The sequence below is a fragment of the Pseudoalteromonas sp. Angola-7 genome (assembly GCF_028599255.1).
Taxonomy (GTDB): Bacteria; Pseudomonadota; Gammaproteobacteria; order Enterobacterales; family Alteromonadaceae; genus Pseudoalteromonas; species Pseudoalteromonas atlantica.
Window position 1 is genome coordinate 55,145 of sequence record NZ_JAQREL010000016.1, and the last position, 24,649, is coordinate 79,793.

The 24,649-nt window shown below is 41.7% G+C and carries 18 protein-coding genes and 1 riboswitch; of the genes, 13 read left to right on the forward strand and 5 right to left on the reverse strand.

Annotated features, from left to right (window positions below):
• Positions 1-39 precede the first annotated feature (39 nt).
• Positions 40-2,550 (reverse strand): zinc-dependent metalloprotease, encoded by a 2,511-nt coding sequence (locus PSH50_RS17685; protein WP_273609928.1) that lies wholly within the window; start codon positions 2,548-2,550, stop codon positions 40-42.
• Positions 2,551-2,840: 290 nt separating this feature from the next.
• Here PSH50_RS17685 and PSH50_RS17690 point away from each other — a divergent pair, with 290 nt between their 5' ends.
• The 5 genes from PSH50_RS17690 to PSH50_RS17710 all read left to right on the forward strand — a co-directional run bounded on the left by PSH50_RS17690 (position 2,841) and on the right by PSH50_RS17710 (position 10,729).
• Entirely contained in the window at positions 2,841-4,025 is a 1,185-nt protein-coding gene (locus PSH50_RS17690; protein ID WP_273609929.1) for an efflux RND transporter periplasmic adaptor subunit, read from the forward strand.
• Between the two features lie 11 nt (positions 4,026-4,036).
• Positions 4,037-7,177 (forward strand): efflux RND transporter permease subunit, encoded by a 3,141-nt coding sequence (locus PSH50_RS17695; protein ID WP_064385951.1) that lies wholly within the window; start codon positions 4,037-4,039, stop codon positions 7,175-7,177.
• A 111-nt stretch (positions 7,178-7,288) separates the two neighbouring features.
• Positions 7,289-7,371: riboswitch (cyclic di-GMP riboswitch) on the forward strand.
• Between the two features lie 95 nt (positions 7,372-7,466).
• Positions 7,467-8,033 carry a chitin-binding protein gene (locus tag PSH50_RS17700; RefSeq protein WP_256846394.1) on the forward strand — a complete coding sequence of 189 codons (567 nt, stop codon included), beginning with the start codon at positions 7,467-7,469 and terminating at the stop codon, positions 8,031-8,033.
• A gap of 161 nt (positions 8,034-8,194) precedes the next feature.
• On the forward strand, positions 8,195-10,270 hold the full coding sequence (locus PSH50_RS17705) for a S9 family peptidase (protein WP_273609930.1): 2,076 nt from the start codon (positions 8,195-8,197) through the stop codon (positions 10,268-10,270).
• A gap of 60 nt (positions 10,271-10,330) precedes the next feature.
• On the forward strand, positions 10,331-10,729 hold the full coding sequence (locus tag PSH50_RS17710) for a hypothetical protein (RefSeq protein WP_273589491.1): 399 nt from the start codon (positions 10,331-10,333) through the stop codon (positions 10,727-10,729).
• A gap of 17 nt (positions 10,730-10,746) precedes the next feature.
• Here the strand turns inward: PSH50_RS17710 and PSH50_RS17715 are convergent, their stop codons facing one another.
• Complete coding sequence (locus PSH50_RS17715) at positions 10,747-11,502, reverse strand: LytTR family DNA-binding domain-containing protein (protein ID WP_024033980.1); 756 nt, start codon at positions 11,500-11,502, stop codon at positions 10,747-10,749.
• A gap of 241 nt (positions 11,503-11,743) precedes the next feature.
• Between PSH50_RS17715 and PSH50_RS17720 the strand changes: the two genes are divergently transcribed.
• A complete protein-coding gene (locus PSH50_RS17720; RefSeq protein ID WP_273609931.1) occupies positions 11,744-14,686 on the forward strand; it encodes a TonB-dependent receptor in 2,943 nt (980 codons plus the stop codon).
• A gap of 282 nt (positions 14,687-14,968) precedes the next feature.
• On the opposite strand, the gene PSH50_RS17725 is transcribed toward PSH50_RS17720, so the two are convergent.
• The gene (locus PSH50_RS17725) at positions 14,969-15,442 is read right to left on the reverse strand and encodes a Dps family protein (protein ID WP_024033978.1); all 474 of its coding nucleotides are present in this window, start codon (positions 15,440-15,442) and stop codon (positions 14,969-14,971) included.
• 346 nt (positions 15,443-15,788) lie between these two features.
• Here PSH50_RS17725 and PSH50_RS17730 point away from each other — a divergent pair, with 346 nt between their 5' ends.
• On the forward strand, positions 15,789-15,998 hold the full coding sequence (locus PSH50_RS17730) for a hypothetical protein (protein WP_024033977.1): 210 nt from the start codon (positions 15,789-15,791) through the stop codon (positions 15,996-15,998).
• Here the strand turns inward: PSH50_RS17730 and PSH50_RS17735 are convergent.
• Positions 15,995-16,600 (reverse strand): alpha/beta hydrolase, encoded by a 606-nt coding sequence (locus PSH50_RS17735; RefSeq protein ID WP_004585990.1) that lies wholly within the window; start codon positions 16,598-16,600, stop codon positions 15,995-15,997. The two genes, PSH50_RS17730 and PSH50_RS17735, sit on opposite strands and share 4 nt — an antisense overlap.
• A 17-nt stretch (positions 16,601-16,617) precedes the next feature.
• Positions 16,618-17,154 carry a YaeQ family protein gene (locus PSH50_RS17740; RefSeq protein WP_024033976.1) on the reverse strand — a complete coding sequence of 179 codons (537 nt, stop codon included), beginning with the start codon at positions 17,152-17,154 and terminating at the stop codon, positions 16,618-16,620.
• Between the two features lie 91 nt (positions 17,155-17,245).
• Between PSH50_RS17740 and ylqF the strand changes: the two genes are divergently transcribed.
• The 6 genes from ylqF (at position 17,246) to PSH50_RS17770 (ending at position 24,638) form a co-directional block, all read left to right on the forward strand.
• Positions 17,246-18,190, forward strand: a complete 945-nt coding sequence (gene ylqF, locus PSH50_RS17745; RefSeq protein ID WP_054983594.1) for a ribosome biogenesis GTPase YlqF — start codon at positions 17,246-17,248, stop codon at positions 18,188-18,190.
• Between the two features lie 565 nt (positions 18,191-18,755).
• Entirely contained in the window at positions 18,756-19,997 is a 1,242-nt protein-coding gene (locus tag PSH50_RS17750) for an OprO/OprP family phosphate-selective porin (protein ID WP_273609932.1), read from the forward strand.
• Positions 19,998-20,008: 11 nt separating this feature from the next.
• Positions 20,009-20,980 carry a tripartite tricarboxylate transporter substrate binding protein gene (locus PSH50_RS17755; protein ID WP_126008605.1) on the forward strand — a complete coding sequence of 324 codons (972 nt, stop codon included), beginning with the start codon at positions 20,009-20,011 and terminating at the stop codon, positions 20,978-20,980.
• Between the two features lie 11 nt (positions 20,981-20,991).
• Positions 20,992-21,459 (forward strand): tripartite tricarboxylate transporter TctB family protein, encoded by a 468-nt coding sequence (locus tag PSH50_RS17760; RefSeq protein WP_154945240.1) that lies wholly within the window; start codon positions 20,992-20,994, stop codon positions 21,457-21,459.
• 3 nt (positions 21,460-21,462) lie between these two features.
• The gene (locus PSH50_RS17765) at positions 21,463-23,004 is read left to right on the forward strand and encodes a tripartite tricarboxylate transporter permease (RefSeq protein WP_064385956.1); all 1,542 of its coding nucleotides are present in this window, start codon (positions 21,463-21,465) and stop codon (positions 23,002-23,004) included.
• 11 nt (positions 23,005-23,015) lie between these two features.
• Positions 23,016-24,638 (forward strand): sensor histidine kinase, encoded by a 1,623-nt coding sequence (locus PSH50_RS17770; protein ID WP_273609933.1) that lies wholly within the window; start codon positions 23,016-23,018, stop codon positions 24,636-24,638.
• The last annotated feature ends 11 nt before the right edge of the window (positions 24,639-24,649 follow it).

The following is a 24,649-nucleotide window of genomic DNA, read 5'->3' on the forward strand; positions in this document are numbered from 1 at the left end:
AACAGGCCACGTATTACGTGGCCTGTTTGATTTAGTTAATTAAGCTTCTAACGCTTTAGCAATTAAGTGATCAATATACTTTTTATGCGCTTTAGTTGCTGTATCGGCTCCCCATCCTACGCTTGTATCAGCTATTTGCGTTAGCTGATAGAGCGCGGCAGTTTTTGCCAAATTGTCGTGTTTACTGGCTTTGCCTAGGCCTGCAATAGCAATAAGCTGATTTACATACTCAATTTGTAGATTGCGGCTAATAGACGTGCTCTCTTTGCTATCAACAAAAATACTGGCAGTTAGGTCGTCCATAAATTGCGTTAGGCTATATTCGTTACCGTACAACGCGGTGTCTGAAATACGCAGCATAACAGCAGGGTGCAGCAATTGCGCAAGTACTGTTTTTTGCATGCCTAAAATCATTTTGTGCGCTTTAGGGTCTTCATTTTTACCATAATGGCTAAAACCACGACGCTGTTGCTGTAAATAGTTATACAGTGGTTGCATGCTAGTGAGTACATCTGGCGCAAATACATATTTAGCAAGTATGTTCATTGCTTCTGTTTGGCGCTCAAGCGGTACGGGGGTAAAAGGTTTATCAGCATGCTGGTCGCCCACAACGGCACGTTCAACATATACGCCACCTATTTGGCGAGAAACAATGCCCGCTTGCGAGCGGTATTGGCCAAATAAACTATTAGCTGAGGTAACCAGTTGTTGGTAAGACTCACCTTTTACTGTGGCTTTATCTTTTAGCTCAGTAAATAGCTTATTAATTAGCGCCATACGGTCGGCGCCATAGGCTGCAGGGTTTGATGAAAGGTCGCCTATCATTACGCGTGGGTCTATATGGCGACCCGGTGCGCGCATGTCGTCGGCATCGTTACCAAAGGCAAGCGCATGCTCGCTAGAGCGCGCTAATATAGTATTTAGGCGTGCGCGCTCTGCGGCTTCATCTTCAAGGGCTGTGCTGTAGCCATAGTTTATAGCCCAGTCGTCATAAGGGCCTGGCTTGGTTTGAAAAATATCGCCTTGCTGCACACCAATGGGTGCTATGTTGGCCGGCGCATAATCCATCACTGAGCCTGTAACTATGCCTTGGGTTTTGGTTTTATCATGAATCTCTTTTTCATCCCACAAAATAGACGATTTCATATTGTGGTTTAAGCCTAGTGTATGGCCTACTTCATGAAGAATTAACTGAGTTAAACCTTGGCGAATCATTTCATTGTCATCAATGGAGGCACCTGTTGCTAAGCCTTTAGCAAGTAATAGGTTTTGTTGAATTTCATGGCCTAGTGAGCAATTTAAATCGCCACTTGTGTGCAGGTTTTCGCCGTGGCTCATTGTGCCTTGTGTGTAAAGCGTGTCGTAAATCCAGCGGTTTTTCATAAACACAAACTCAAGCATAATGTCTGAGCCAAGTATTTCACCGGTTAGCGGGTTGGCAAGAGCTGGCCCGTAGCCACCAAATGGCGGTTTAGGTGATGAAGTCCAACGTAATACGTTGTAGTTAATATCACCAGCATCCCAGGTTGCGTCATCGGGTTGTACTTTAACTTCTAGTGCGTTTTTAAAACCGGCTTTTTCAAAAGCGCTATTCCAGGTAAGTACGGCATCGCGTATTGTGTCGCGCCACTCTACTGGGGTGGTATTTTCTATCCACCAGGTAATTGGCTTTACTGGCTCAGAAAGCTCAGCACTAGGGTTTTTCTTTTGTAGGTCCCAGCGTTTAATAACATCTTCATACGGTGCCCAATCGGTCGAGGTCATTAGATCAAATTGATTGGTGAAATAGCCTATGCGCGCGTCATCTTTACGTGGTTTATAGTCGTTTGTTGGTAATGCAACAAAAGAGTGCTGCACCTTTACAGAGACATTGCGCGGGTCGCTTACTGCGCTTGTACCACGCACGGTGGGGCTGGCATTACTAAATACGTAATCTACAACCACATCTAAGTTATTTGGGTAAGGACGCTGCTTAACAATACGCGACTTTTTACTGTTTAATTTACCCACTTTAAAGCGTTTTTTAGCTTTTTTATCGGCTGGGTTTGGCGTTGGCGATACCTTGTGTAGCGCCTCACTTAAAAATAGCTTGTTGACCTTAAAGGCTATTTTTCCTTGCTCTTCTTTTTCTATTTTAATGCTGGCTAAAACGGCTTCGCTAATATTGGCATTGCTTGCTTTGGCAATGGCACTGTTTTGATCAAATTTATAGCGAGGGGTTTTGCTAACTATATCTATGCGGTCAAAGTATTTTCTAAACTCAATAAGCTTGGTTTCTCTATAGGCACCGCGATAATGCCCAGCATCAGTGACACCGTCGACTGTATGGGCAAAGTATACAAAAGGGGTATTAAGCTGCGATTCGCTGATCACCATTAAGTGCTCACCGGTTTTTGGGTCTTGGTATAAATTAAAAATACCTGAAAATTCGGTTTGTCCTTCGACCATTTCGCTTAGGGTTTGTGGTTTTTTGTCTTCTTTTTTATCGCTAGCCAGTGCGTGGCCGCTAAGCGCTACACTAAGTGTTAGCGCAAGGGTTGTTAATTTCATTGTAATAATCTTTTTCGCTGTTATTTATTTAGTGTGACTGTACGTAAATTAAAATTTGTTCGCACATCTTCTCGATGAAATAATAGCCTAAACCTGTAATTTATTGATTTTAAATAGTAAAAGTTTGTAACAAAATATAATAAATGCGATGAATAGCAGGTGTTTGTTAACGGGTACAGAGCTATATTTAGTTCCCAATTTGATTTGTAACAGTTGCTTACAAATGTCAGGTTAATGTTTTATTGCGCTCTGTTATTATAGTGTTAGTAGAAATATGAGGTAATTAGGATATGCAATCAAATTCACTGAGATGGGTGTTCCCATTTGTAGCATTAGCCATTGGTGTAGTGGGCTTTATGGGAATAAACGCTATTGCACAAGAAGATCAAAGTAAAACAGCAGTAGATACACGCCCCACCGTGCAAGTTGAGCCTGTAGAAGCTAATAATCATCAAGTAATAATAAACAGCTATGGCGAAATAAAACCATTAGAAAATACGCAGTTGGCGGCGCAGGTGTCGGGCGAAGTAATTAGCTGGCACCCTAACTTTGTAGCGGGTGGCGTGGTTTCTCGTGGCGATACACTTATTAGCATTGAAAAAGACAACTACGAAGCAGCCGTATTGGTAGCCGAAGCCGATTTAGCGCGTGCCAAAGCGGCCTTAATTGAAGAGCAAGCGCAGGCAAAAGTAGCCGAAGACGAAGCAAAGCGTTTTCCGAGTAAGGCACGTACCGACTTGTTTTTACGTAAACCGCAGGTGCTAAGCGCCCAAGCAGCGGTTAAATCGGCGCAAGCCGCATTAAAAAGAGCGCAACGCGATTTAGAAAACTGCGATATAAAAGCACCTTACGATGCGCTTGTTATAAGCCGCAATGTGGGGGTAGGCCAGTTTGTGGCTATGGGCGCACAAGTGGCCGATTTAAATAATATAGAAACAGCAGAGGTTATTATTCCTATTGCTGGTTTTGATAGCGTATTTTTACCGGAGCGAATTAAGGGCATTAAGGCCACTATTATTCAAAAAGGTTTAAACAGTTTTACACGTGAAGGCGTGATTGACCGCGACCTAGGTATTGTAGATAACGCGACGCGCATGAGCAGCTTAGTGGTACGTATTGAAGACCCATACGGCTTAAAAACACAGCAACCGGCTATTAAATTTGGCAGCTACGTGCAGGTTAATTTTGCAGGCGCCATGCTTAATAATATTTACCGTTTGCCGCAATCATTAGTTAATAACCAAATGGTGTGGATAGTTAACGAAAACCAAGAACTTGAACCGCGCAAAGTAACCGTAGTGAGAGAAGAAGGCGAGTACTTTTATATTAGCAGCGGACTTAACGCCGATGATAAATTGGTTACCACGTTACCTGAGTACCCACAAAAAGGCATGCAGGTTAAAGTGGCTGGCATGGGCGAGCCAAGTAACGCTAATACAAACACCGAAAGTAGCGCTGATGCGCAACAGTTGTAAGGTGTAAATTAATGAGCGAATCAATTGAAAAAAAACAAACAGGGTTAATAGCTTATTTTGCTAAAAACTCTGTTGCAGCCAACCTAATGATGGTTTTTATCATCATCATGGGGATTATTAGCTACTTAACCATTCAGCGCCAAATGTTTCCTAATGTAGAAATTAACTACATTAATGTTGAGGCAAATTACCCCGGTGCCTCACCACAAGAAATTGAAGAAAGCATTCTTATAAAAATTGAAGAATCACTAAAGGATGTGACCGAAATTAAAAAGGGCGTGTACCGCGCCTTTAGAAATGGCGGTAGAGCAAGCCTTGAAATTAACACCGATGCAGAGCTTACCGATGTACTTGATAAGGTAAAGCTGCGTGTTGATGGTATTGCAACCTTTCCTGCGGGTATGGAACCGGTCACCATAAGTCAGATTGAGTTTAGACAAGATGTTATAGGGATGACCTTAGTTGCCGACTTGCCGCTGACAGAACTCAAACCAATTGCCAATCAAATTGAAGATGAGCTATTACAGCTATCAAACGTGTCGTTGGTAGAAAACGATGTGCCGCTTGATGAAATAGCCATTGAAATCGACCCAGACACTTTGCGCCAATACAACTTAACCCTAAGCGATGTAATGACCGCTGTGCGTAATTACTCTGCTAATTTTTCGGCGGGGCAACTAACAACAGATGCGGGGATTATTTCTGTTAGGGTTGAAAACCAGTATTACTCTGGCGATGAGTTTAGACAAATTCCGGTAAAAATAGGCGAATACGGCGCTAAAGTATTGTTGCAAGACATTGCCGTTATTAAAGACCAATTTACCGAAGGCGAGCGCTACTTTAAATTTAATGGCGAAAACGCAGTGTATATGTCGGTAAAGGCAACGCAAGATCAAAACATGATCCCCGTTGCCGATTCGGTTAAAGCATTTATTGAGCAAAAAAATACCCAGCTGCCACCGGGCGTTAGGTTAGAGCCTTTAATGGACATGACGTACTACCTAAATGCGCGCCTTGATATGATGAAGGCTAACTTGTTTCAAGGGGCAATATTAGTCGCTATTATGCTTTCGTTATTCTTGCGCTTTAAATTAGCGCTTTGGGTAATGATTGGCTTACCAGTGTGCTTTTTAGGCGCCATGATGCTAATGCCTTTATTTGGTATAAGCATTAATATTATTTCGTTGTTTGCTTTTATTATGGTGCTCGGGATTGTGGTAGATGACGCCATAGTAATAGGAGAGGCCGCCTATACTGAGGTTGAAAAAAGCGGAGGTGGAGTTGAAAACGTCGTCCGTGGTGCTAACCGTGTAGCAACCCCTGCTACATTTGGCGTACTAACAACCATTGCGGTGTTTGCCCCGTTTACACTTTCAAGCGGGCCAGAAAGCGCCTTTTTTTACGGTATTGCCGTAGTAGTTATGCTGTGTTTAGTATTTAGCTTAGTTGAATCAAAACTTATTTTACCGGCGCACATTGCCCACACGCACTTTTCACCTATTAAAAAAGGGGGCTGGCGCGATAGGTTTAATACCCGCTTTTTTGGTTTTGTAAATGGCCCTTATAAGCGTTTTATATCGCGTTGTGTAGATTGGCGTTGGACAGTATTGTTTGGCTTTATTGCTATGTTTTTTATAAGCATTGCGCTGATCACATCAAATAAAGTACGCACTGTACCTACTCCTAAAGTGCCGCATGATTTTCCGCAAATTCAAATAGAAATGAATGACAATGTGTCTGATTTACAAACTATTGCAGCTATTCGTGAAGTAGAAGCCATGGTGTTAAGAGTTGATGAAGAAACAGAGCGTGAATTTGGCCAAAAAATAATTCGTGATGTACTGGTATTTAACCAAGGCAGAACGGAGTCTCAGTTACTTGCGCCGTTAGTAGATGAAGACTTACGCCCTTATAACGCGTTTGAACTTTCGCGCCGCTGGCGAGAAGCCATGCCAACCATTGCCGGTATTAAATCACTCACTATTGAAGATGATGTTGGCGGCGGTGGCGGCACCGGCGAAGGCGAATTTGGTTATTTACTGTTTGGCTCAGATATAGAAACGCTTAATGCGGCAGGCCGTCGTTTTATTCAGCTATTGCAGCAACAAAAAGGCTTGTTTGATATAAGTTCAACCATTGACCCTGCTAGCAAAGAAGTGCAAATGAGCTTAAAACCTGTAGCTTACGATTTAGGGCTCGACCTTGCTAACATTGCAAATCAAGTAGGCGCTAGTTTTTATGGTGGCGAAGCACAGCGTGTAATACGTAACGGCGAAGAAGTAAGAGTAATGGTACGTTACCCTAAACTGACTCGCGAAGCGTTTTCATCGCTAAAACACACTGTAGTTACTACACCGCAAGGGCGTGAAGTACTTTTAGGTGATGTGGTTGAATTAACCGAAACGCCGGGTATTAGCTATATTCGCCGTGAGGGCGGTTATCGTACTGTTTATGTGTACGGCAGTATTGATGAAGAAGCTATAGAGCCAGGCGAAGTGGTTTCGCAAGTAAAAGAAAACTTACTGCCGCAACTTAAAGAAGAATACCCAAGTGTAAAATCAGAGCTAGGTGGCGCAATAGAAGAGCAACAAGCGCAAGCTAATGAGCAGCTGCTGTTTTTTGTAGGCGGCATGATTTTAGTTTATATATTGCTTGCTGTACCACTTAAAAGTTATGCCCAGCCGCTTATTGTTATGTCGGTTATTCCGTTTAGTTTAACGGGGGCTATTTGGGGACACTTTTGGTTTGATTTAGACATTAGCTTAATGTCGGGCTTTGGTTTAATAGCCGCGGCTGGCGTTGTAATAAACGACTCGCTGGTAATGACCGACTACGTAAACCAAGTACGCCGAGAGGGTGTAAGCGTTAAAAACGCGGTAATAGAAGCCGGTTGTGCACGCTTTAGGGCAATATTATTAACCTCTATTACAACCTTTGCAGGGGTTCTGCCCATAATGTTTGAAACCAGTTTACAAGCTAAATTTGTAATCCCTATGGCAGTAGCGCTAGGCTTTGCGGTAATGTTTGCAACACTAATCACCCTTATATTGGTGCCGTGCTTGTACATTATTTTAGGCGATATTGGCGGCGTGTTTAAAATGGCTTTTCGAAAAGTATTTAGGCGAAAAGCCCCTATAAACCAAACCTCTTAAACTATTAAAAGCCAACTTTAACAAGTTGGCTTTTTAGTTATTTAGGGTTATATAAAAATCTTGGTTACATTCTTTTGTTTGAATAAGCTTTGCGCACGTTTTATAATCACTTTTTTCTGTTGGCAAATTAGTCGAAAGGCTAAGACGCAAAGTTTCCGGTCTAAGGTGTAAACTACGATAGCGGGGCTGCTGCATAATTTTTATACGGTATTGCTTGCCCTCAGTGTCGTTTTTGTGTATCCATATGATATGGATAAAATTTTGTGACTCTTAAGGTGTTACTGTGTTTATGCATACGTCGTTGGCCTGTGGAAAATGGTCAACTATAGGTTGTTTAAACCATCATACTCAATTATTCATTGGGGATGTGGTTAGTGTAACCTTTTCAGACATGCAAGGAGTGCTTGTTGATTTATCGTTTGATTATAAAATTACCTCTTTAGAACAAGGTGAGCCTCATGCTTGGCCACGCTTAGTTGCTGAGTATATAAACGTGCATGTGCCCCTGGTAAGTGCAGGTAGAATGACTAAGCAAGGGTTGGTGGTTGGCTATCGAGATAACGAAATATTTGCCCTAGAAAGTAGCGGTATTAATAAGGCAAAGGTTGATTTTCATTGCATTGCAAAGTGCGATACCCCCGCTAAGTGCACCAACCAAGCATATGATTTTGTATACCCTAATGGGGGCGAACAATACAACGCGGGGACTCGCGTACTGCAGCCTAAAACAGGTTATATATACCAATGTAAGGCATGGCCATTTAGCCAATTTTGCAGAACCAATAATGATAAAGACCCAAGCTTTGAGCCTGGTATCGGAAAAAGCTGGGCAATGGCCTGGACTAAGGTCACTTAACGCTTTTAAAATAAAAACCATCTTCCCATGGGTGTAATGACAAGAATAAAATTGCAGTAATTTTAAAATTTGGACTTATACCTCAAGCCCACTCTCTATGAGTGGGCTTTTTTATTTTTATGATAAACTGCCTGCATTGTTATTTTTTATACGGTTTTGTTGTGTCTTTAAGTGAATTTTCTTCTCAATCATTAGCGCGTTTTCCTGTTGCTAAAAAGCAACCTCATCAATTAACTATGCACAATAAAACGCGCACCGATAACTACTACTGGATGCGCGATGATGAGCGCGAAAACCCAGAAATACTCGCCCATTTAGCGGCCGAAAATACATACTGCGATGAGCAACTAGCCGCAATAAAACCACTTCAAAACAGTATTTTTGAAGAACTAAAAGGGCGCATCGTAAAAGATGACAACACGGTGCCGGTTAAAGATGGCAAGTACTGGTATCACTCAGAGGTACGTGGTGACGATGAGTATTCGCGCCATTACAGAAGCACAAGTATTAACACCGATAACAAGCAGTTACTACTTGATGTAAATGCTTTAGCTCAAAACCATGAATTTTACGAACTAGGTGAAGTCGCGCTAAGCCCATGCGAGCAATTAATGGCATACAGCGAAGACACCGAAGGGCGCAGAATTTACAGCGTACATTTTAAAAACCTGCAAACAGGTGAAATGCTCAGCGATGTTTTAGAAAACACTGAAGGGCAAATTGTTTGGGCTAACGACAATAAAACCGTATTTTACGTTAAAAAAGACTTACAAACGTTACTGGGTTTTCAGGTGTTTAGGCATGAACTAGGCACAGCGCAAAGCCAAGATGTTATGGTGTACGAAGAGCACGATAAAAGCTTTTTTATGGGCTTGGGTAAAAGCCGTGACGAGAGCCTTATTATTATAGATTTGGCCACCACCGAAACAAACGATACCTGGGTGCTTGATGCCAATAACCCGCAAGGAGAATTTAACGCATTACTACCGCGCGAAGAAGGGCATGAGTTTGATATAGATAAACACGGCGATACATATTACATAGTAACCAACTGGCAAGCTAAAAATTTCAGACTGATGACGGCAACAAGCGAAACGATTGCAGATAAAACGCAGTGGCAAGAGCACACCGCGCACCGTGAGCATGTATTGCTTGAAGGCGTAGAGATATTTGACGACTTTTTAGTATTAACTGAGCGCGAGCAAGGTCAAGCTCGCTTTGTTGTTATTAACCAAGCTCAAGAGCGCATGGCGCTTGAATTTAGCGACCCATGCTACTATGCCGCTGTGGCGATGAACCCCGAGCCACAGGCGCGTTCGGTACGTATTTATTATTCAAGTCTAACCACGCCTGGAACGTTGTACGATGTTGATTTAGCCACGGGCAAAAAAACATTGTTAAAACAGCAGCAAGTACTGGGCGGGTTTGATAGTGCACTTTATGCCTCTGAGCGCTTATTCGTGACAGCACGCGATGGCGTGCAAGTACCTGTTTCGTTAGTTTATAGAAAAGACACCTTTACCAAAGATGGCACTAACCCACTGTTTCAATATGGCTATGGTGCATATGGTTACACGATAGATCCGAGCTTTTCGAGTACCTCATTGAGTTTGCTAGACCGCGGTTTTGTGTATGCGATTGCACATGTTAGAGGCTCCGAAATGCTAGGACGCCACTGGTACGAGCAAGGTAAAAAAGAGCATAAACAAAATAGCTTTAGCGACTTTATTGATATTACAAAGGCTCTTGTAGAGCAAGGCTACGGTGATAAAAACAAAGTATTTGCCTCTGGCGGCAGTGCAGGTGGTTTGTTAATGGGCACTGTATTAAACCAAGCGCCAGAGCTTTACTTAGGTGTAGGGTGTCATGTGCCATTTTTAGATGTGTTAACCACCATGCTAGATGAAAGTATTCCACTTACCACTAACGAGTATGATGAATGGGGCAACCCAAACGATGAGCACTTTTATGATGTAATAGCCGCGTACTCACCTTACGATAATATTAGCGCCCAAGATTACCCGCACACTTTAGTCACCACAGGCTTGCACGACTCTCAAGTACAGTATTGGGAGCCTATGAAGTGGGTAGCAAAAATGCGAGAACTCAAAACCGATAACAATATACTGGTATTCAAAACCGACATGGATGCAGGGCATGGCGGCGCATCTGGGCGTTTTAAAAGCCTTGAAGAAAAAGCCCTCGAAATGGCCTTTTTTATTACGCTTATAAATTAACTGCAAAATACGCAAAATGTATTAAGCTTTAATGAAGCACTGATATATAAAAGGTTATTTATGTTTGGAGCACATGGAGAGTTTTATATTTGCTCTCAGCCACCCACCATGTATTTAAAGCTAATGGGTAGTTTTAATAATGAAGGAATTACTTTACTAACTAATGGCGTGGTGAACGAACTAAGTATGCACCCCAAAGGCGCGGTAAAGTGTGTTGTGGTTAATTTAGAAGAATTTGAGTTAATAACTGTAGATAGCATGGACTCGTTAGAGGCGTACTTTGCCAGCGTAAAAGAGCGTGGCTACGAACGCGTAGATTACTTATATGCAAACATTATTGCTAAAAATATGTTCGAGAAGGTCTGGAACAACAGCGATATTGAAGTTAACTTTTATAAAGACTCAGAAAGTTACCTACATCAACACCCAGACGATGAATACATTAAAACCTACTGGTAAATAGTCATTACAAGCCCCTATGCTACGGGGCTTATAATGCTCTCTAGGCAGTTTTTGTACCTTCTTGATAAATTTAACGAGATATTGTTTTTAAGCTTCACTTTATAGTCGCCACTGTCTGTTGGCATAAGCTCTTTTATGGCATGTTTTCTAACAAGCGTGGAGCGGTGAATACGTATAAAACCTTCAGGCTCTAGCTGTTGCTCAATGTTTTTCATGGTTTCACGGTGTAAAACAGGGGCGCTGTTACCATTAAAGTGCAGCTCTACATAATTACCCGCACCGTTTATCCATACAATATCGTTAATATCTATTAAACGTACCTTACCTACATCTTTAACAACAATATGTGCAGCAATGGGTTGCTCGTTTTCAGATGCGGCTTTAAACAAGCGCTCGGCTTGTGTGGCTAATGGGCATAAATGAATAAGCTTATCGAAGCATTTTTCAAGCCTTGAAGCGGTTGCATCGACGGTTAAAAAATCGACTGCGCCGACTTCAAACGCAAAATTAGCAAATTCAGCCGACCTAGCAATCACCACCACTTTCATTGTTTTAGCCAATTCAGTTAGGTGCACTATTTGAGTAGGATCATTTAAATTAGATAATTCGTAAAAAAGCACATTAAAACGAGAGGTATCTATTTGATCTAAACGCTGCTCGGGCAGTTGCGTTTGCGAATCAAAGTGACGGTGAGCTTGCACCTGCTGAGTTAAGAATGTTGCAAATTTGCTCGTGCTAACTCTAATTAGTGCATGAAAGTAAGTAATCATAAAAAAATCCATCTCTAGAGTGTGTAGTTATAAAGACCGTGTATTTAATAAAAAATGTTAAAAAAATTTAATCTAATTTATAACAATCTGGGATAAATACCTTCATCCCATATATCCTGCTGTTTGTACCTGACTAAATGCCTATTAAATAATGCGCATAGTGTCTTAAAATTATTCCACTTAATGTTGAAATGTTTGTAACCAACCAGTTACAAAAATAACATTTCAGGGACATTATAGTATGAAAAAAATAAATAACTTAGATAGTCGTACATTTAAAAAATCTTCATTGTCTTTAGCACTTAGTGCGACAGTGCTTGCTGGCTTTTCTTTTCAAGGTTTAGCCGCAGAAGAAGACGAACTAGAAAAAATAGAACGCGTGCAAGTAACGGGTTCTCGTATTCGTTCAGCCGAGGCGATGTCATCTGCACCTATACAGGTTGTAAGTGGCGAGGCAATTGATGCATCGGGTTCTTTAAACATCCAAAACCTACTGCTAGAAAACCCAGCATTTGGCTCTCCAGCTATTAGCCGTACTAACTCTAACTTTTCAACTGCAAGCGCGGGTGTAGCTACTGTTGATTTGCGTAACTTAGGTTCAAACCGTACTTTAGTACTTGTGAATGGGCGCCGTTATGTATCGGGTGTACCTGGTAGCTCGGCAGTTGATTTAAATACCATTCCTAGTCAATTTATTGAGCGCGTGGAAATTATGACCGGTGGCGCATCATCAGTATATGGTTCTGATGCGGTTGCAGGTGTAGTTAACTTTGTACTAAAAGATGACTTTGAAGGCGTAGAATTTGAAGGCCAATACGGCGAATCAAGCGAAGGTGATGATGAATCGCGCCAGTTTTCTTTTACCTCGGGTTTAACTACGGGTGATGGCAAAGGTCAAGCCATGTTCCACTTAGGCTACTCAGACCAAGGAGCTGTGTTTTCGCGCGATCGTGAGCGCTCTGCAGTAGACCAATTTTCAGGTATTTATTTTGAAGACGATCCGGCGGCAAATCCGGGCTCTATTTTTGAAGCCGTTAATCCGTTTTTCTCATCATTTCCGCCACAAGGGCGTTTTGATGCAGGCGATACACGCTTTACTTACGATCCAAACAACAACTTACAAGACTCGTTTAGCACCAATGGCGGTGACGGTATAGATGCCAACGGCTTTAACCGAAGCGGCGTACGTACCATTGCTATACCAACAGAGCGCTACTTATTTGCCTCAAATGGTAGTTACGAGCTAACAGATAAACACAGCTTCTTTTTTGAAGGGACGTACGCATCTAGTACCACTATTTCAGAGTTAGAGCCTTTTCCGTTTGCCTCAGATGACATTTATGCCAATGGCCGCGTGCCAATTGAGTTTGACGTAAATGGCGAAATGCTCAGAAATGCCTTTGTGCCAGATGATATCTACAATGCAGCAACAGACACCGACGGTGATGGTGCTAGAGATATCTTTTTTGCAAAACGCTTAAGTGATGTAGGTAACCGTGGTGCTCGTGCAGAGCGTGATACATTCCGCTTAGCTGTGGGCTTTCAGGGTGAGATTAACGACAGCTGGTTTTACGATACCTACTATGTGTACGGTAAAACGAAAGAGTCGCAAGTATCAGGTGGCTTAGTAAATGTACAAAGCTTTCGCCAAGGTTTAGAGGCGGTAATTGATAGCCAAGATTTAGATGCGGATGGCATTACCGATGAAGCGATTTGTATTGATGCAACAGCGCGTGGCTTTAATTGTGCGCCAGTAAACATTTACGGATTTAATTCACTATCGCAAGGTGCAATTGATTTTGTTAGTGCGCCAAGTACGCTTTCTACGTCGGTAGAGCAAGAAATTATTGGCGGTAATGTCTCAGGTGATTTATTTGAGCTGCCTGCGGGTATGGTAGGTATTGCGGCTGGTTTTGAATACCGCGAAGAGTTTTCTCGCAGTGAATTTGATGCCCTACAGCAAGCGGGCTTAAATGCCGGTAATGCAATTCCTGCAACCGAAGGTTCTTTTGATGTAACTGAATACTATATTGAGGCTAACATTCCAGTGCTGGATGCGGTAACAATGAACGCCGCAGTCCGTTTATCTGACTACTCAACAGTAGGTAATACAGAAAGCTGGAACGTAGGTGTTGATTGGGAAGTGATGGATAGCTTACGCCTTCGTGCTACCCGTGCTCGTTCTACACGTGCGCCTAATATTGATGAGTTATTTTCACCGCCTTCGCAAACATTCCCAAGTGGTTTAAACGATCCATGTATAGGTGTTACAAACAGTGGCGGTGGCGCTGTAGGTGATGCGTGTCGTGCCGATGCGGGTGTTGCAAATAATATTGCATCAAACGGTGAGTTTACCCTTAACCAGTCTGACTTACAGGGTATTAGTGGTTTTAACCGTGGTAACCCAGACTTAAAAGAAGAAGTGGGCGACTCTGTGACTGTGGGTGTGGTATTTACCCCAGAGGAGTTAATTTCGGGCCTTGACGTTACCCTTGATTACTTTGATATAGAAATCACAGATGCGATTGTATCTACACCGCGCCAATTTATTTTAGACCAATGTTATGGCGGTGGTGACGATAGCTTCTGTAGCTTTATAACTCGTCGTAGCGGCCCTTCTGGTAATAATAGCGCAGGTTCACTTGAGTTTATTGACAGTGGTGTATCAAATAGTGGTGGTTTAGGAACTGAAGGTGTTGATTTAACACTAACTTACTCTGCCGATATTGGCCCAGGCGCATTTAGAACTCGCCTTGCATACACTTACTTGATTGACGGTTACACTATTCCGTTACCGGGTGCGGATAAAGATGAGTTTGCAGGTGAAATTGGCGCATCTGAGCACAAAGCTAACTGGAACTTAGGCTATAAGCTTGATGACTTTGATTTTAACTGGAGCATGACCTACATAGGGGCTGCTGACTTTGATGATCAATTCTTAAGTGGCTTTGGTATTCCAGCTGGCGGCGTGGGTATTGGCTCAGTAACCTACCATGATGTACAAGCAAGCTATCATATAAGTGACGCGGTAGAGCTATACGCTGGCGCTAACAATTTATTTGATAAAGAGCCTCCGCGTATACTTTCAGGTGTAAGTGGCTCAAGCACAGGTACTGAAACCGACGCAGGTACGTATGACCCAATCGGACAAACCTTCTATATTGGTTTTAGAAGTAAATTTTAAGCAGTTAATACTGCACAATTGTCGTTTTTCCAGCTTCACTTAATTAAGGAGCTGGTATTAACAAAAGCCCCAGCCGTTGCTGGGGCTTTTTAATGCAAGCGCGACAAGGGTGGGCTAGTTTGCTTTAAAATTATTTATGCTCCGCTTAAACCAAAAACAACGCCACTGGTAACAGTGGCGTTGTTTAGTCAATAGGGGGCGCTAATATAGTATCCGAATCGCAAAGAAATTTACGATTCTCCCTATTTGTAGCCCTCCCCTTTTGAGGGCTTATTTTTTAGCTTAGTCTAAGTACGCTTTTAACATCCATACTAGTTTTTCTTGCTCTGAAATATAATCACCCATTAATGACGCTGTACCTTCATCATCTGCATCGCCTGCTTGAGTTAGTATTTCACGTTGCATTTTAATTAGAGTGCTGTAGCCAGCTAATAGGTTTTCTACAGCTGCGGTACCTTCGCTAATGTTTTTAGCTTCTTTAATTTCACTTACTTCTAAGTAATCAGAAAACGCATGTAGTGGCGCGCCATCTAACGTTAAAATACGTTCAGCAATTTCATCTACTTTTTCAAGCAGAAGATTGTAAATCTCTTCAAATTTAATGTGTAATTCAAAAAAGTTACGGCCTTTAATATTCCAATGAAAACCGCGCGCATTCATGTATTGAATTTGGTAGCTGCTCAATAATGTATTGAGTGACTTAACAATGTCTTCGCTTTTTGCGCTGTTTAAACCAATTGCATTTACCTGTGACATACCTTGCTCCTTGATGAACCGTTTATTTATGAACTGATGATCATTATTGCTCAGTGCTATTAATTAGTAAAATTGTTTAAACCAGTCAATGCAATAGGTTTTAACTATTAATAACGTACAGCGCAATAAATCACTCATACAATATAGATGGGTTGAATTTATTAAAATTCTACCCCTTAACAATAAAATAAAGACAAAACATGGATAAATTATGATCTAAAACAAGTTTTCTACAAGGTTGAATATTGGCTATTTGATGTATTGATCTAAATCAGTAAATGCTTATGGCTGTAGCGCATAATTCACTCAAGCAAAATAAATATCTTAAATTTATTGGAGAGCGATTATGGATGCAAAAACAGTAAAACAAAATAAAGCAGAGTTAATAGTGGTAGGTATAGCCGTTATAGCATTTGTATTGGGGCTGGTGGCGCATTTAGCAGGCGCAAGTTTTGCCAATGCCGACACGTTTGGCTACATTGCCGCACCCATGCCACTTATTTTGGGGGTGATATTTTTAATCAGTTATAAAATAGCAGAGGCGGGCGAAGACTAGGCTGCTTCGTTAAGGCACTTAATAATGTACTCAAGCACTTGGCGAGAGTAAATCATACTGGTATGGCTTAAATGAAACACTTTATGCTCAGCCATGCCTTTAAGCTTGGTTTCGTCTAGTAAAACGGTGCCATCGGACTGACTGCCTTTGACAATTAACGGCATTAACCCAATGGGCAAATCGCCAGCAATACTGTAAAGCTTGGCCTTAAACGGCCAGTTACCATTTTTAGTGAGTAAAAACTCGACGCTGTTTTTTAAAAAGGTTTCAAACCCTTTTTGCTTCATCTTTTGCGCTATGTGGCTGCCTTGATGGGGTGTGCCAAGCGTAATCACTTTAGTGACATGGTGACTCGCTGGCGTGCCTGCCTCTAAGTAGGCGCGGGCAATTAATCCGCCCATAGAGTGACATACTAATGCAGAGGGCTCATCACCAATAAACTCATCAATTTGTTTAAATATGGTGCTTAAGTTAGGGTCGAGCGTATTGTAAGTGAGATTAAGTACTTTAACTCCAGACTGTTCAAGACGAGAGCAGAGCGGGCGCATAACAAAGCCCGACATATAAAGGCCGTGTAATACAATAACGTGGTTTATTTTCATACGCCCTTACCTACAATTTACATTAACTGTTGTGGTTTTATTTCGATATTAGCCGTATCAGAACTGACCCACACATCACCATCTTGAACGGTAATGGTAAGTTTTATATTGCGGTCAGCTAAATCTGCAAGTGCCTGAGTGGCGGCGTAATCAAGGCTAAAAATACTTAAGTTTTTAAAATCGTACAATTTAGGTTGATGTTTTTGCCACCAAATAGCTTGGTTGTTTTCGCCATAGGTATAAAGCACCACTTTTTTAGCTTTATTGCAGGCTTTTTTAAGACGCTTTTCATCTGGCAAGCCCAGCTCAATCCACAGCTCTATCTCTTCACTGTAGTTTACATGCCAAAGCTCAGGTTCATCGTCGGCACTTAAGCCTTTGGTAAACTCTAAGCCATCACAACTATTTAGCGCATAGGCTAATAAGCGAATCATCAAGCGTTGCTCGGTTTCAGAGGGATGCTGTGCCAACGTTAAATTAAAATCTTGGTACACGTGGCGGTCCATATCGCTTAACGATAATTGCGCTTTAATAATGGTAGATTTAAGAGCCATAATATCTAATCTAAAAAAATTTGCGCCAGTATAGCGCAATTAAATGAATTGCCAGTTAAAATAGCGTCAAATTATATGTTAGGAGTTAAAAATGGCTATCCAGTGGTTCCCTGGGCACATGAATAAAGCCCGTAATGAGATTAAAGAAATAATGCCGCAAATGGATGTGATCATTGAAGTGCTTGATGCACGCATTCCTTACAGTAGTGAAAACCCTATGGTAACCACGCTTCGTGAAGGCAAGCCGGTCATCAAAATTTTAAATAAGGCGGATTTAGCCGATCCTAAAATGACCCAAGCGTGGAAAGACTATTTTGAGCAAGAAAGTGGCGTTAAAGCCATCGCGTTTGGTCATGATAAAGCCGCTGAGGTGCACCGAATTAATGAGCTTTGTAAAAAATTAGTGCCACATAAAGTGGGCGCCGATAAGCAAATTAAAGCCATGATCATGGGTATTCCAAATGTGGGCAAATCAACGTTAATTAACGTATTAGCTGGGCGCATAGTTGCAAAAACGGGTAACGAGCCTGCGGTAACAAAAGCGCAGCAACGTATTAAGCTTGAAGACGGCATTATGCTTTACGACACACCAGGTATGCTGTGGCCTAAAGTAGAAAATGAGAACTCGGGTTATCGTTTAGGCGCCACCGGTGCAATACGTGATACAGCGCTTGAATACGAAGATGTGGCAAGTTATACCGCAGAGTATTTATTAAAAGCCTACCCAGAGCTTTTAAAAGCACGCTATAAAATAGATGAATTGCCAGAAAGTGACTGGGAGTTTGTAGAAATGGCCGGTAAAAAGCGTGGCTGTATTCGTGGCGGTAACCAAATAGACACCTATAAAATGTCTGAAATACTGATTAACGAATTACGTGATGGGATTATCGGCCGTATTACCATGGAAACCCCAGCCATGCGTGAGGAAGAAGAAATTATGGTAGCTGGCTTACGCGCCGCTGCAGAGGCCAAAAAAGCCGCTAAAGAAGAAGAGAAAAAACAGCGCCGTGCACGTGCACGTAAAAACCGCCGTTAATATGTGAATTTATGTGAGTATGTTACTTACTAAATTACAGACATAAAAAAAGCCCGTAAGGGCTTTTTTAGTTTCATATCTACCGTCACCGATATGAGCAATGTAGCAAGTAAAATAGTAGGGCGGTTACTTATCATCAACATCAAGGGGCGTTGCGGTTCATAACAAGTAACCATAGCTGTTTACGTGCGCCACACGTTGTTTCAGGGTCGAGAAACAAATTAGTTCATTCCGTCACAAGTGGGTATGCATTCCCGTCTTGTTGATATTGATTATCAGTTAGATCTAATAAACTGTCAACACCTAAATGCAAATAATTCTTATTTTATTAAGTGCGTTTTTTAGTCATCGCATAGGTGTACTTCACGACCCTTCTTATTAGTTTTTGTTTATGTCTATTTTGTTCATGGTTTTTATGAACAAAATGTACTTTACCGTCATCAATGCACCTTTCCCTCAAAATATTTCGTTAATTTCACGTTAACAATAAGCTGCGCTTTAGATAGCAGTTTGTCGTCGCTTATCTACCTGACAATAAAGATACAAACACAGCGTGGAGAAAATAATGAAAGCAAGTAACACACAGCTCGCTTTAACAATTACAGCAGCGTTGGCTAGCACATCAGCTTTAGCCGATAACGATACTCAAAAACTACAAGCACAATTAGATGCATTGCAAAAAGAAGTTAACTCTTTAAAAACATCAAGTGGCTTTAATTTGGAGTTTGGAGGACGAGTACAGCTTGATTACAACTATTTTGAAGGTGCCTATAACGCAGGCAATGATGGCTCAGATGGGAGCGACTTCTTCCCTCGTCGTATTCGTACCTACGTAGAGAGCGAGCATGGAAACTGGGATCACAAATTACTTTTAGAATTTGGCGAAGGGGATGCCGAAATTGTACTTGCCCGCGTGCGTTACGCCTTTGAAAACGGTCTTAAAATTAAAGCGGGTAAAATCCGTGAAGACATGTCGCTAAACGCACTTACTAGTTCAAAGCACATTAATACTATTGAGCGTAGTACGCTTGCTAATACTTTCTCGCCTTTTTTCCGTTGGGGCGTATCTGCTTATCAATACTTTAAAGACTCAGGCTTTCGATATGCCGTTGGGGTTTATAAAAATGATGCCTTTGGTGCAACGGGTAACGATGAAAACGACCGTCTAACGCTTGCTATTACAGGGCGTGCTACGTGGTCAAGTGCAGCACCTGGTGACGTGATTCATTTAGGTGCATGGCATTCATACCGTGATATGGGTGGCAATGAACTAGGCGAACGTTTTGCGCGTGGTGAAGTGCGCGAAACTAATGTACGCCTTGTTAATTATGCTACAGGCGGCACAGCGGTAGCACTGGATAGCTTATCTCAGTCTGGGCTTGAATTTGCTTTTCAGGCTGACTCTTTAACATTAGAGGCAGAATACGCAAGCCGTGCTTTAGATGCGCTCAACAGCAGCGATGATCTAGATGGCGAGCGCTTTGACGGCTTTCATATCTCAGCAAGTTACTTTTTAGGGGGTGAGCAACGACAGTATAAAGCTGGCTCTGCACTATTTGTACAACCTAAAAATATTAAAAATGCATGGGAGTTAGTTGCTCGAGTTTCTCAAATGGATGCAACGAGTAAAAACCAAGGTAGCGAAGTAACTACCTACACACTTGGTACAAGCTATTACGTTAGTAGTGACATTAAATTTATGGGCAATCTTATCTACAGCGATGTAGATGGCCCAGGTACCGCTGCGCTTGTAGGTGATGAAGACTCTGGTATGGGATTTAGTGCACGTATGCAGTATTTATTTTAAGGGGACACATAATGAAATTATTTAAGTCAGTTAAAACAACATTATTAGCGGCATCATTAGTACTAAGCAGCCCTATGGCATTGGCCGATATTCACTTTTTAGTACCAGCAGGCCCAGGTGGCGGATGGGATACAACAGCGCGCGGTGTAGGTGAAGGTTTAGTAAAAGCAGGCATTGATAATAATGCGTCTTTTCAGAATATGTCGGGCGGTGGCGGCGGGCGCGCCATTGCCTACTTAATAGAATCAGGTACTAAAAAAGGCGATATATTAATGGTTAATTCAACGCCTATTGTATTGCGCGCCTTAACGGGGAAAATTCCCTATAGCTACCGAGATTTAACTCCCGTAGCCAATATGATTGCTGATTTTGGTGCCTTTGTTGTTCGTAACGATTCGCCCTATAAAACCTGGCAGGATGTTATTAAAGCGCTTAAAGAAGACCCAAGCTCAATTAAAGTAGCGGGTGGTTCTGCCCGTGGCAGTATGGATCACTTAGTTGCTGCACAAGCGGCTAAAGCAGGCGGGGTTGATGGCCGCAGAATTCGTTACATTCCTTACGATGGCGGTGGTAAAGCAAAAGCTGGTTTACTCTCTGGTGAAGTAAACTTACTTTCTACCGGTTTAAGCGAGGCGTTAGAAGTTGCAAATGGCGGGCAGGCGAGGGTGTTAGCAGTTACATCGCCAGAAGCTTTAGCGGATTACCCTAAAATACCTACGTTAAAGTCGATGGGTTACGATATGGAGTTTGTTAATTGGCGCGGCTTTTTTGCTGCTCCTAATTTACCTGCCGATAAACTTGCTCAATACACCGAGAAACTTCGTAAATTACAATCAACTCCTGAGTGGGAAACTGTTCGCGCACGAAATGGCTGGTTAAATCTCTTTCAAGAAAAAGATGAATTTATCCAGTCACTCGAAAAACAAGAAGCACAGCTTAAAGTGGTAATGCAAGAGCTTGGCTTTATTCGTAAAGCGGATTAATCGAGGTTTTTATGATGAATCGCGAACTACTAGGGCCAAGTTTATTCTTGACGCTATTTACACTCTACGCCATTGTGGCGTGGCAAATTCCACTATTACCATTTGAAGAATACGAAACGGTTACTTCTGCTACATTACCAAAAGTATACGCAGCTTTTGGCATTGTGGTGTGCTTGCTTTCTATCGGTTCTACTTTGCTTAAGCCAAACGAAAAAGCGGCAGAAAACCAGCCTCTAGAAAAGTCGCATGTCGTACGAACTTTAGGCTTATTAGTTTTAATGGTGATTTATAGTGCAATGTTGGAGCCTGTTGGTTTTTTAATCTCGACCAGCGCCTTTTTATTAGCGGGTTTTTTTGTAATGGGTGAAAGGCGCAAGAAGATTCTATTGTTTGCCTCTATTCCTGTTGCCGTGGTGTTTTGGTTTTTGATGACTCAAGTATTAGGTATTTACTTGGTTCCGGGCGATTTATGGAGTTAAGTTATGTTTGATGGAATTATGCTTGGTTTGTCGACCGTGCTCGACTTTAATAATTTAATGTACGTGATAGCAGGCTGTTTGGTGGGTACTTTTATTGGTATGTTACCTGGGCTTGGACCAATAACTGCTATTGCATTGATGATCCCTATTACTTACAGCATAGGTGCTGATTCAGGGATGATTTTAATGGCTGGGGTTTATTATGGCGCTATTTTTGGTGGCTCTACATCATCCATTTTAATAAATGCGCCAGGGGTGGCGGGTACGGTGGCTTCATCTTTTGATGGCTATCCGTTAGCAAAGCAAGGGCATGCTGGTAAAGCCTTGGCTATTGCCGCTTACTCCTCATTTATAGGTGGAACTATAGGCGCCATACTACTTATGGTTGCCGCACCTCTACTAGCAAAGGTGTCATTGAGTTTTCAATCTCCTGATTATGTTGTGCTAATGTTTTTAGGTTTAACAGCTATTGCTGCATTTTCAAATAAAGGCCAATTTTTAAAAGCAATGATGATGACAGTATTTGGTTTAATGCTGGCAACGGTAGGTATAGATCCATCCTCGGGCACCGAGCGATTTACCTTTGGACAAGCCGACTTACTCGATGGTATTAGCTTTTTATTAATTGCAATGGCAACGTTTGCACTTGCTGAGGCATTAATTAATGTTGTTAAGCCAGAGAAGAAAGACGCTAAAAGTCTTAATGATTCAGATACGCCGCAAATAGGTTCAACTAAATTAACAAAAGACGAAGTTAAAGATATGGCGCCGGTTGTTGGCCGTTCGTCATTTTTAGGATTTATTGTTGGTGTTTTACCTGGCGCAGGAGCCACTATTGCAAGCTTTATGGCCTATGCCACTGAGCGAAATTTGGCACCTAAAGGCCTAAAAGAAAAATTTGGAAAAGGCTCTTTACGTGGTCTTGCCGCTCCTGAGTCTGCAAATAATGCAGCATGCACAGGCTCATTTGTACCTTTATTAACATTGGGGATTCCTGGCTCTGGCACGACGGCCATAATGCTAGGAGCATTAATAGCGTATGGTATTCAGCCAGGCCCTATGCTCATGCAAGAAAACCCAAGTGTATTTTGGTCTGTCATCGTAAGCATGTACTTTGGCAACATTGTTTTATTGATTTTAAACCTACCTCTCATTCCTTATTTTGCAAAAGTATTGGCAATGCCAAAGTCGGTATTAACCATTATGATTTTGTTCTTTAGTTTAATTGGCGTGTACTTGGTGTCGTTTAACACATTCGACTTATTTATGATGGTTGGTGTTGCCTTGGTTGCGTTAATATTACGCCTATTGGCCTTTCCAATGGCTCCTTTGTTACTTGGCTTTATTTTAGGCGATATGATTGAGCGAAACTTTCGTCGCTCAATGATGATTTCGGATGGCTCTTTAAGCTTTTTATGGGATAGGCCACTCACATTAAGTATTTTTATACTTTCTATTTTAGTGTTGTTGTTCCCATTAAAAGATTATTTGAAGCAGCGCCGTGCGGATAAAACAGCTTCTAGGTTACAGCAAGAACAAGCTTAATAAGGACGTTAATGACAAACACCAACAAACCAAGCCCATTGCAGAGCATGGTAAAAAAACCTAAAAGATTAGAAACACGTTTAATTATTTGGGTAACTGGGCTATGTGTTTTACAAGCAATATTGTTTGGGGCGTTGGTGTATCAGCTTACGGCGCAAAGTTTACATAATCACATGGGTGATAAAGCACTCTCTGTAGCAAGTAGTGTCGCAACACGAACTGATGTAATAAATGCGTTAGAGGGAAAAGGTGATTTAACAGCATTTAATTTGCAAATAGAGAGCCTTACGGAGCTAACAAGCGCTGATTTTATAGTAGTTGGCGATATTAATGCACTGCGTATTATACACCCTGATGAGCACAAAGTTGGCAAACCTATGGTTGGAGGTGATAGTCAGGAGGCCCTTCAAGGCGAGCGCTATATATCGGTAGCTCATGGCAGCATGGGGGAGTCAATTCGCGGTAAAGTACCTGTATATAATGCTAACAATGAAATTATAGGCCTAGTGTCTGTTGGTTTTTTGGTGCAATCAATTGATCCGCTTATTTTATCTCGTAGTGCTGAAATACTTATTTGGGGGCTGATGCTTGTTGGTTTAAGTATTATTGCCGCGGTTTATATTGGTCAACGAGTACGTAATGCTATATTTGGTTTGCAACCAGATGAGATAGCAAGATTATTTTCAGAGCAGGATGCTATTTTAAACACTGTACGTAGCGGCATTATTGCACTGGAGCCTGATGGAACCGTGCGTAAACTAAATCAACGTGCCTGTGAAATTCTTGATAAGCCTACATCTACAATCCATAAAAACCTTACTCTAGAAGACCTATTGCCTGAGCATGCTGAATTTTTACTGCGCAATCAAAGCCGCAAAATTGTTGGGTTTGAGTTATTTGCTGCAGATAAACGAATTATTTTGTCGCGGTTTTCTTTACAAGTTCAAGGTCAGGATGATGGTATTTTGCTCAGTATGCGCCCGTCTGATGAACTGGAATATTTAAGTCAGCAGCTAACAAAAGTACAAGCATTTGCTGAGTTACTTCGTGTTCAAACACATGATTACTCGAATAAATTAAACCTAATTGGTGCTTTAGTACAAATGGGCAAAAACGAGCAAGCAATTGAACTTATAGGGCAGGAAAGTCAGGGTTCTCAAGCACAAATTCACAACTTACTTGAGCGGATTCAAGACCCCGTATTAGCTGGTTTATTGGTGGGAAAATACCACAAAGCACGAGAGCTTAATGTTGCTCTTGAGCTTAACCAAGATAGTTTGCTTGGTGTTATAGAACGTAAGGATATGCTTGAACGAGTGGTTTCTATTTTAGGCAATTTAATAGATAACGCCATTGAAGCTGCTATTAGAGCATCTGATACTCGCCCTGCTAAAGTAAGGGTAACAGTTGACGAAACCAGTCAAACTTTATTGTTTGATGTGGAAGATACAGGGTTTGGTTTAGGCTCTGATCATGAAGTCATTTTTACGCCTCAATTTAGTTCTAAGTCTGGGGCGCAACACGGTATTGGTTTGTACTTAGTAAAAACCAATTTAGACTCCTGCCGTGGTAGTTTAGAAATTGGTGAGTCGGATTTATTAGGGGCGCGGTTAAGTGTTTATATTCCAAAATAATAAGAGTAATT

Bases quoted from the DNA above. Each gene is read 5' to 3' on its own strand.
- PSH50_RS17685 (WP_273609928.1), bottom strand. From the start codon at position 2,550: ATGAAATTAACAACCCTTGCGCTAACACTTAGTGTAGCGCTTAGCGGC.
- PSH50_RS17690 (WP_273609929.1), top strand. From the start codon at position 2,841: ATGCAATCAAATTCACTGAGATGGGTGTTCCCATTTGTAGCATTAGCC.
- PSH50_RS17695 (WP_064385951.1), top strand. From the start codon at position 4,037: ATGAGCGAATCAATTGAAAAAAAACAAACAGGGTTAATAGCTTATTTT.
- PSH50_RS17700 (WP_256846394.1), top strand. From the start codon at position 7,467: ATGCATACGTCGTTGGCCTGTGGAAAATGGTCAACTATAGGTTGTTTA.
- PSH50_RS17710 (WP_273589491.1), top strand. From the start codon at position 10,331: ATGTTTGGAGCACATGGAGAGTTTTATATTTGCTCTCAGCCACCCACC.
- PSH50_RS17715 (WP_024033980.1), bottom strand. From the start codon at position 11,502: ATGATTACTTACTTTCATGCACTAATTAGAGTTAGCACGAGCAAATTT.
- PSH50_RS17720 (WP_273609931.1), top strand. From the start codon at position 11,744: ATGAAAAAAATAAATAACTTAGATAGTCGTACATTTAAAAAATCTTCA.
- PSH50_RS17725 (WP_024033978.1), bottom strand. From the start codon at position 15,442: ATGTCACAGGTAAATGCAATTGGTTTAAACAGCGCAAAAAGCGAAGAC.
- PSH50_RS17730 (WP_024033977.1), top strand. From the start codon at position 15,789: ATGGATGCAAAAACAGTAAAACAAAATAAAGCAGAGTTAATAGTGGTA.
- PSH50_RS17735 (WP_004585990.1), bottom strand. From the start codon at position 16,600: ATGAAAATAAACCACGTTATTGTATTACACGGCCTTTATATGTCGGGC.
- PSH50_RS17740 (WP_024033976.1), bottom strand. From the start codon at position 17,154: ATGGCTCTTAAATCTACCATTATTAAAGCGCAATTATCGTTAAGCGAT.
- ylqF (WP_054983594.1), top strand. From the start codon at position 17,246: ATGGCTATCCAGTGGTTCCCTGGGCACATGAATAAAGCCCGTAATGAG.
- PSH50_RS17750 (WP_273609932.1), top strand. From the start codon at position 18,756: ATGAAAGCAAGTAACACACAGCTCGCTTTAACAATTACAGCAGCGTTG.
- PSH50_RS17755 (WP_126008605.1), top strand. From the start codon at position 20,009: ATGAAATTATTTAAGTCAGTTAAAACAACATTATTAGCGGCATCATTA.
- PSH50_RS17760 (WP_154945240.1), top strand. From the start codon at position 20,992: ATGATGAATCGCGAACTACTAGGGCCAAGTTTATTCTTGACGCTATTT.
- PSH50_RS17765 (WP_064385956.1), top strand. From the start codon at position 21,463: ATGTTTGATGGAATTATGCTTGGTTTGTCGACCGTGCTCGACTTTAAT.
- PSH50_RS17770 (WP_273609933.1), top strand. From the start codon at position 23,016: ATGACAAACACCAACAAACCAAGCCCATTGCAGAGCATGGTAAAAAAA.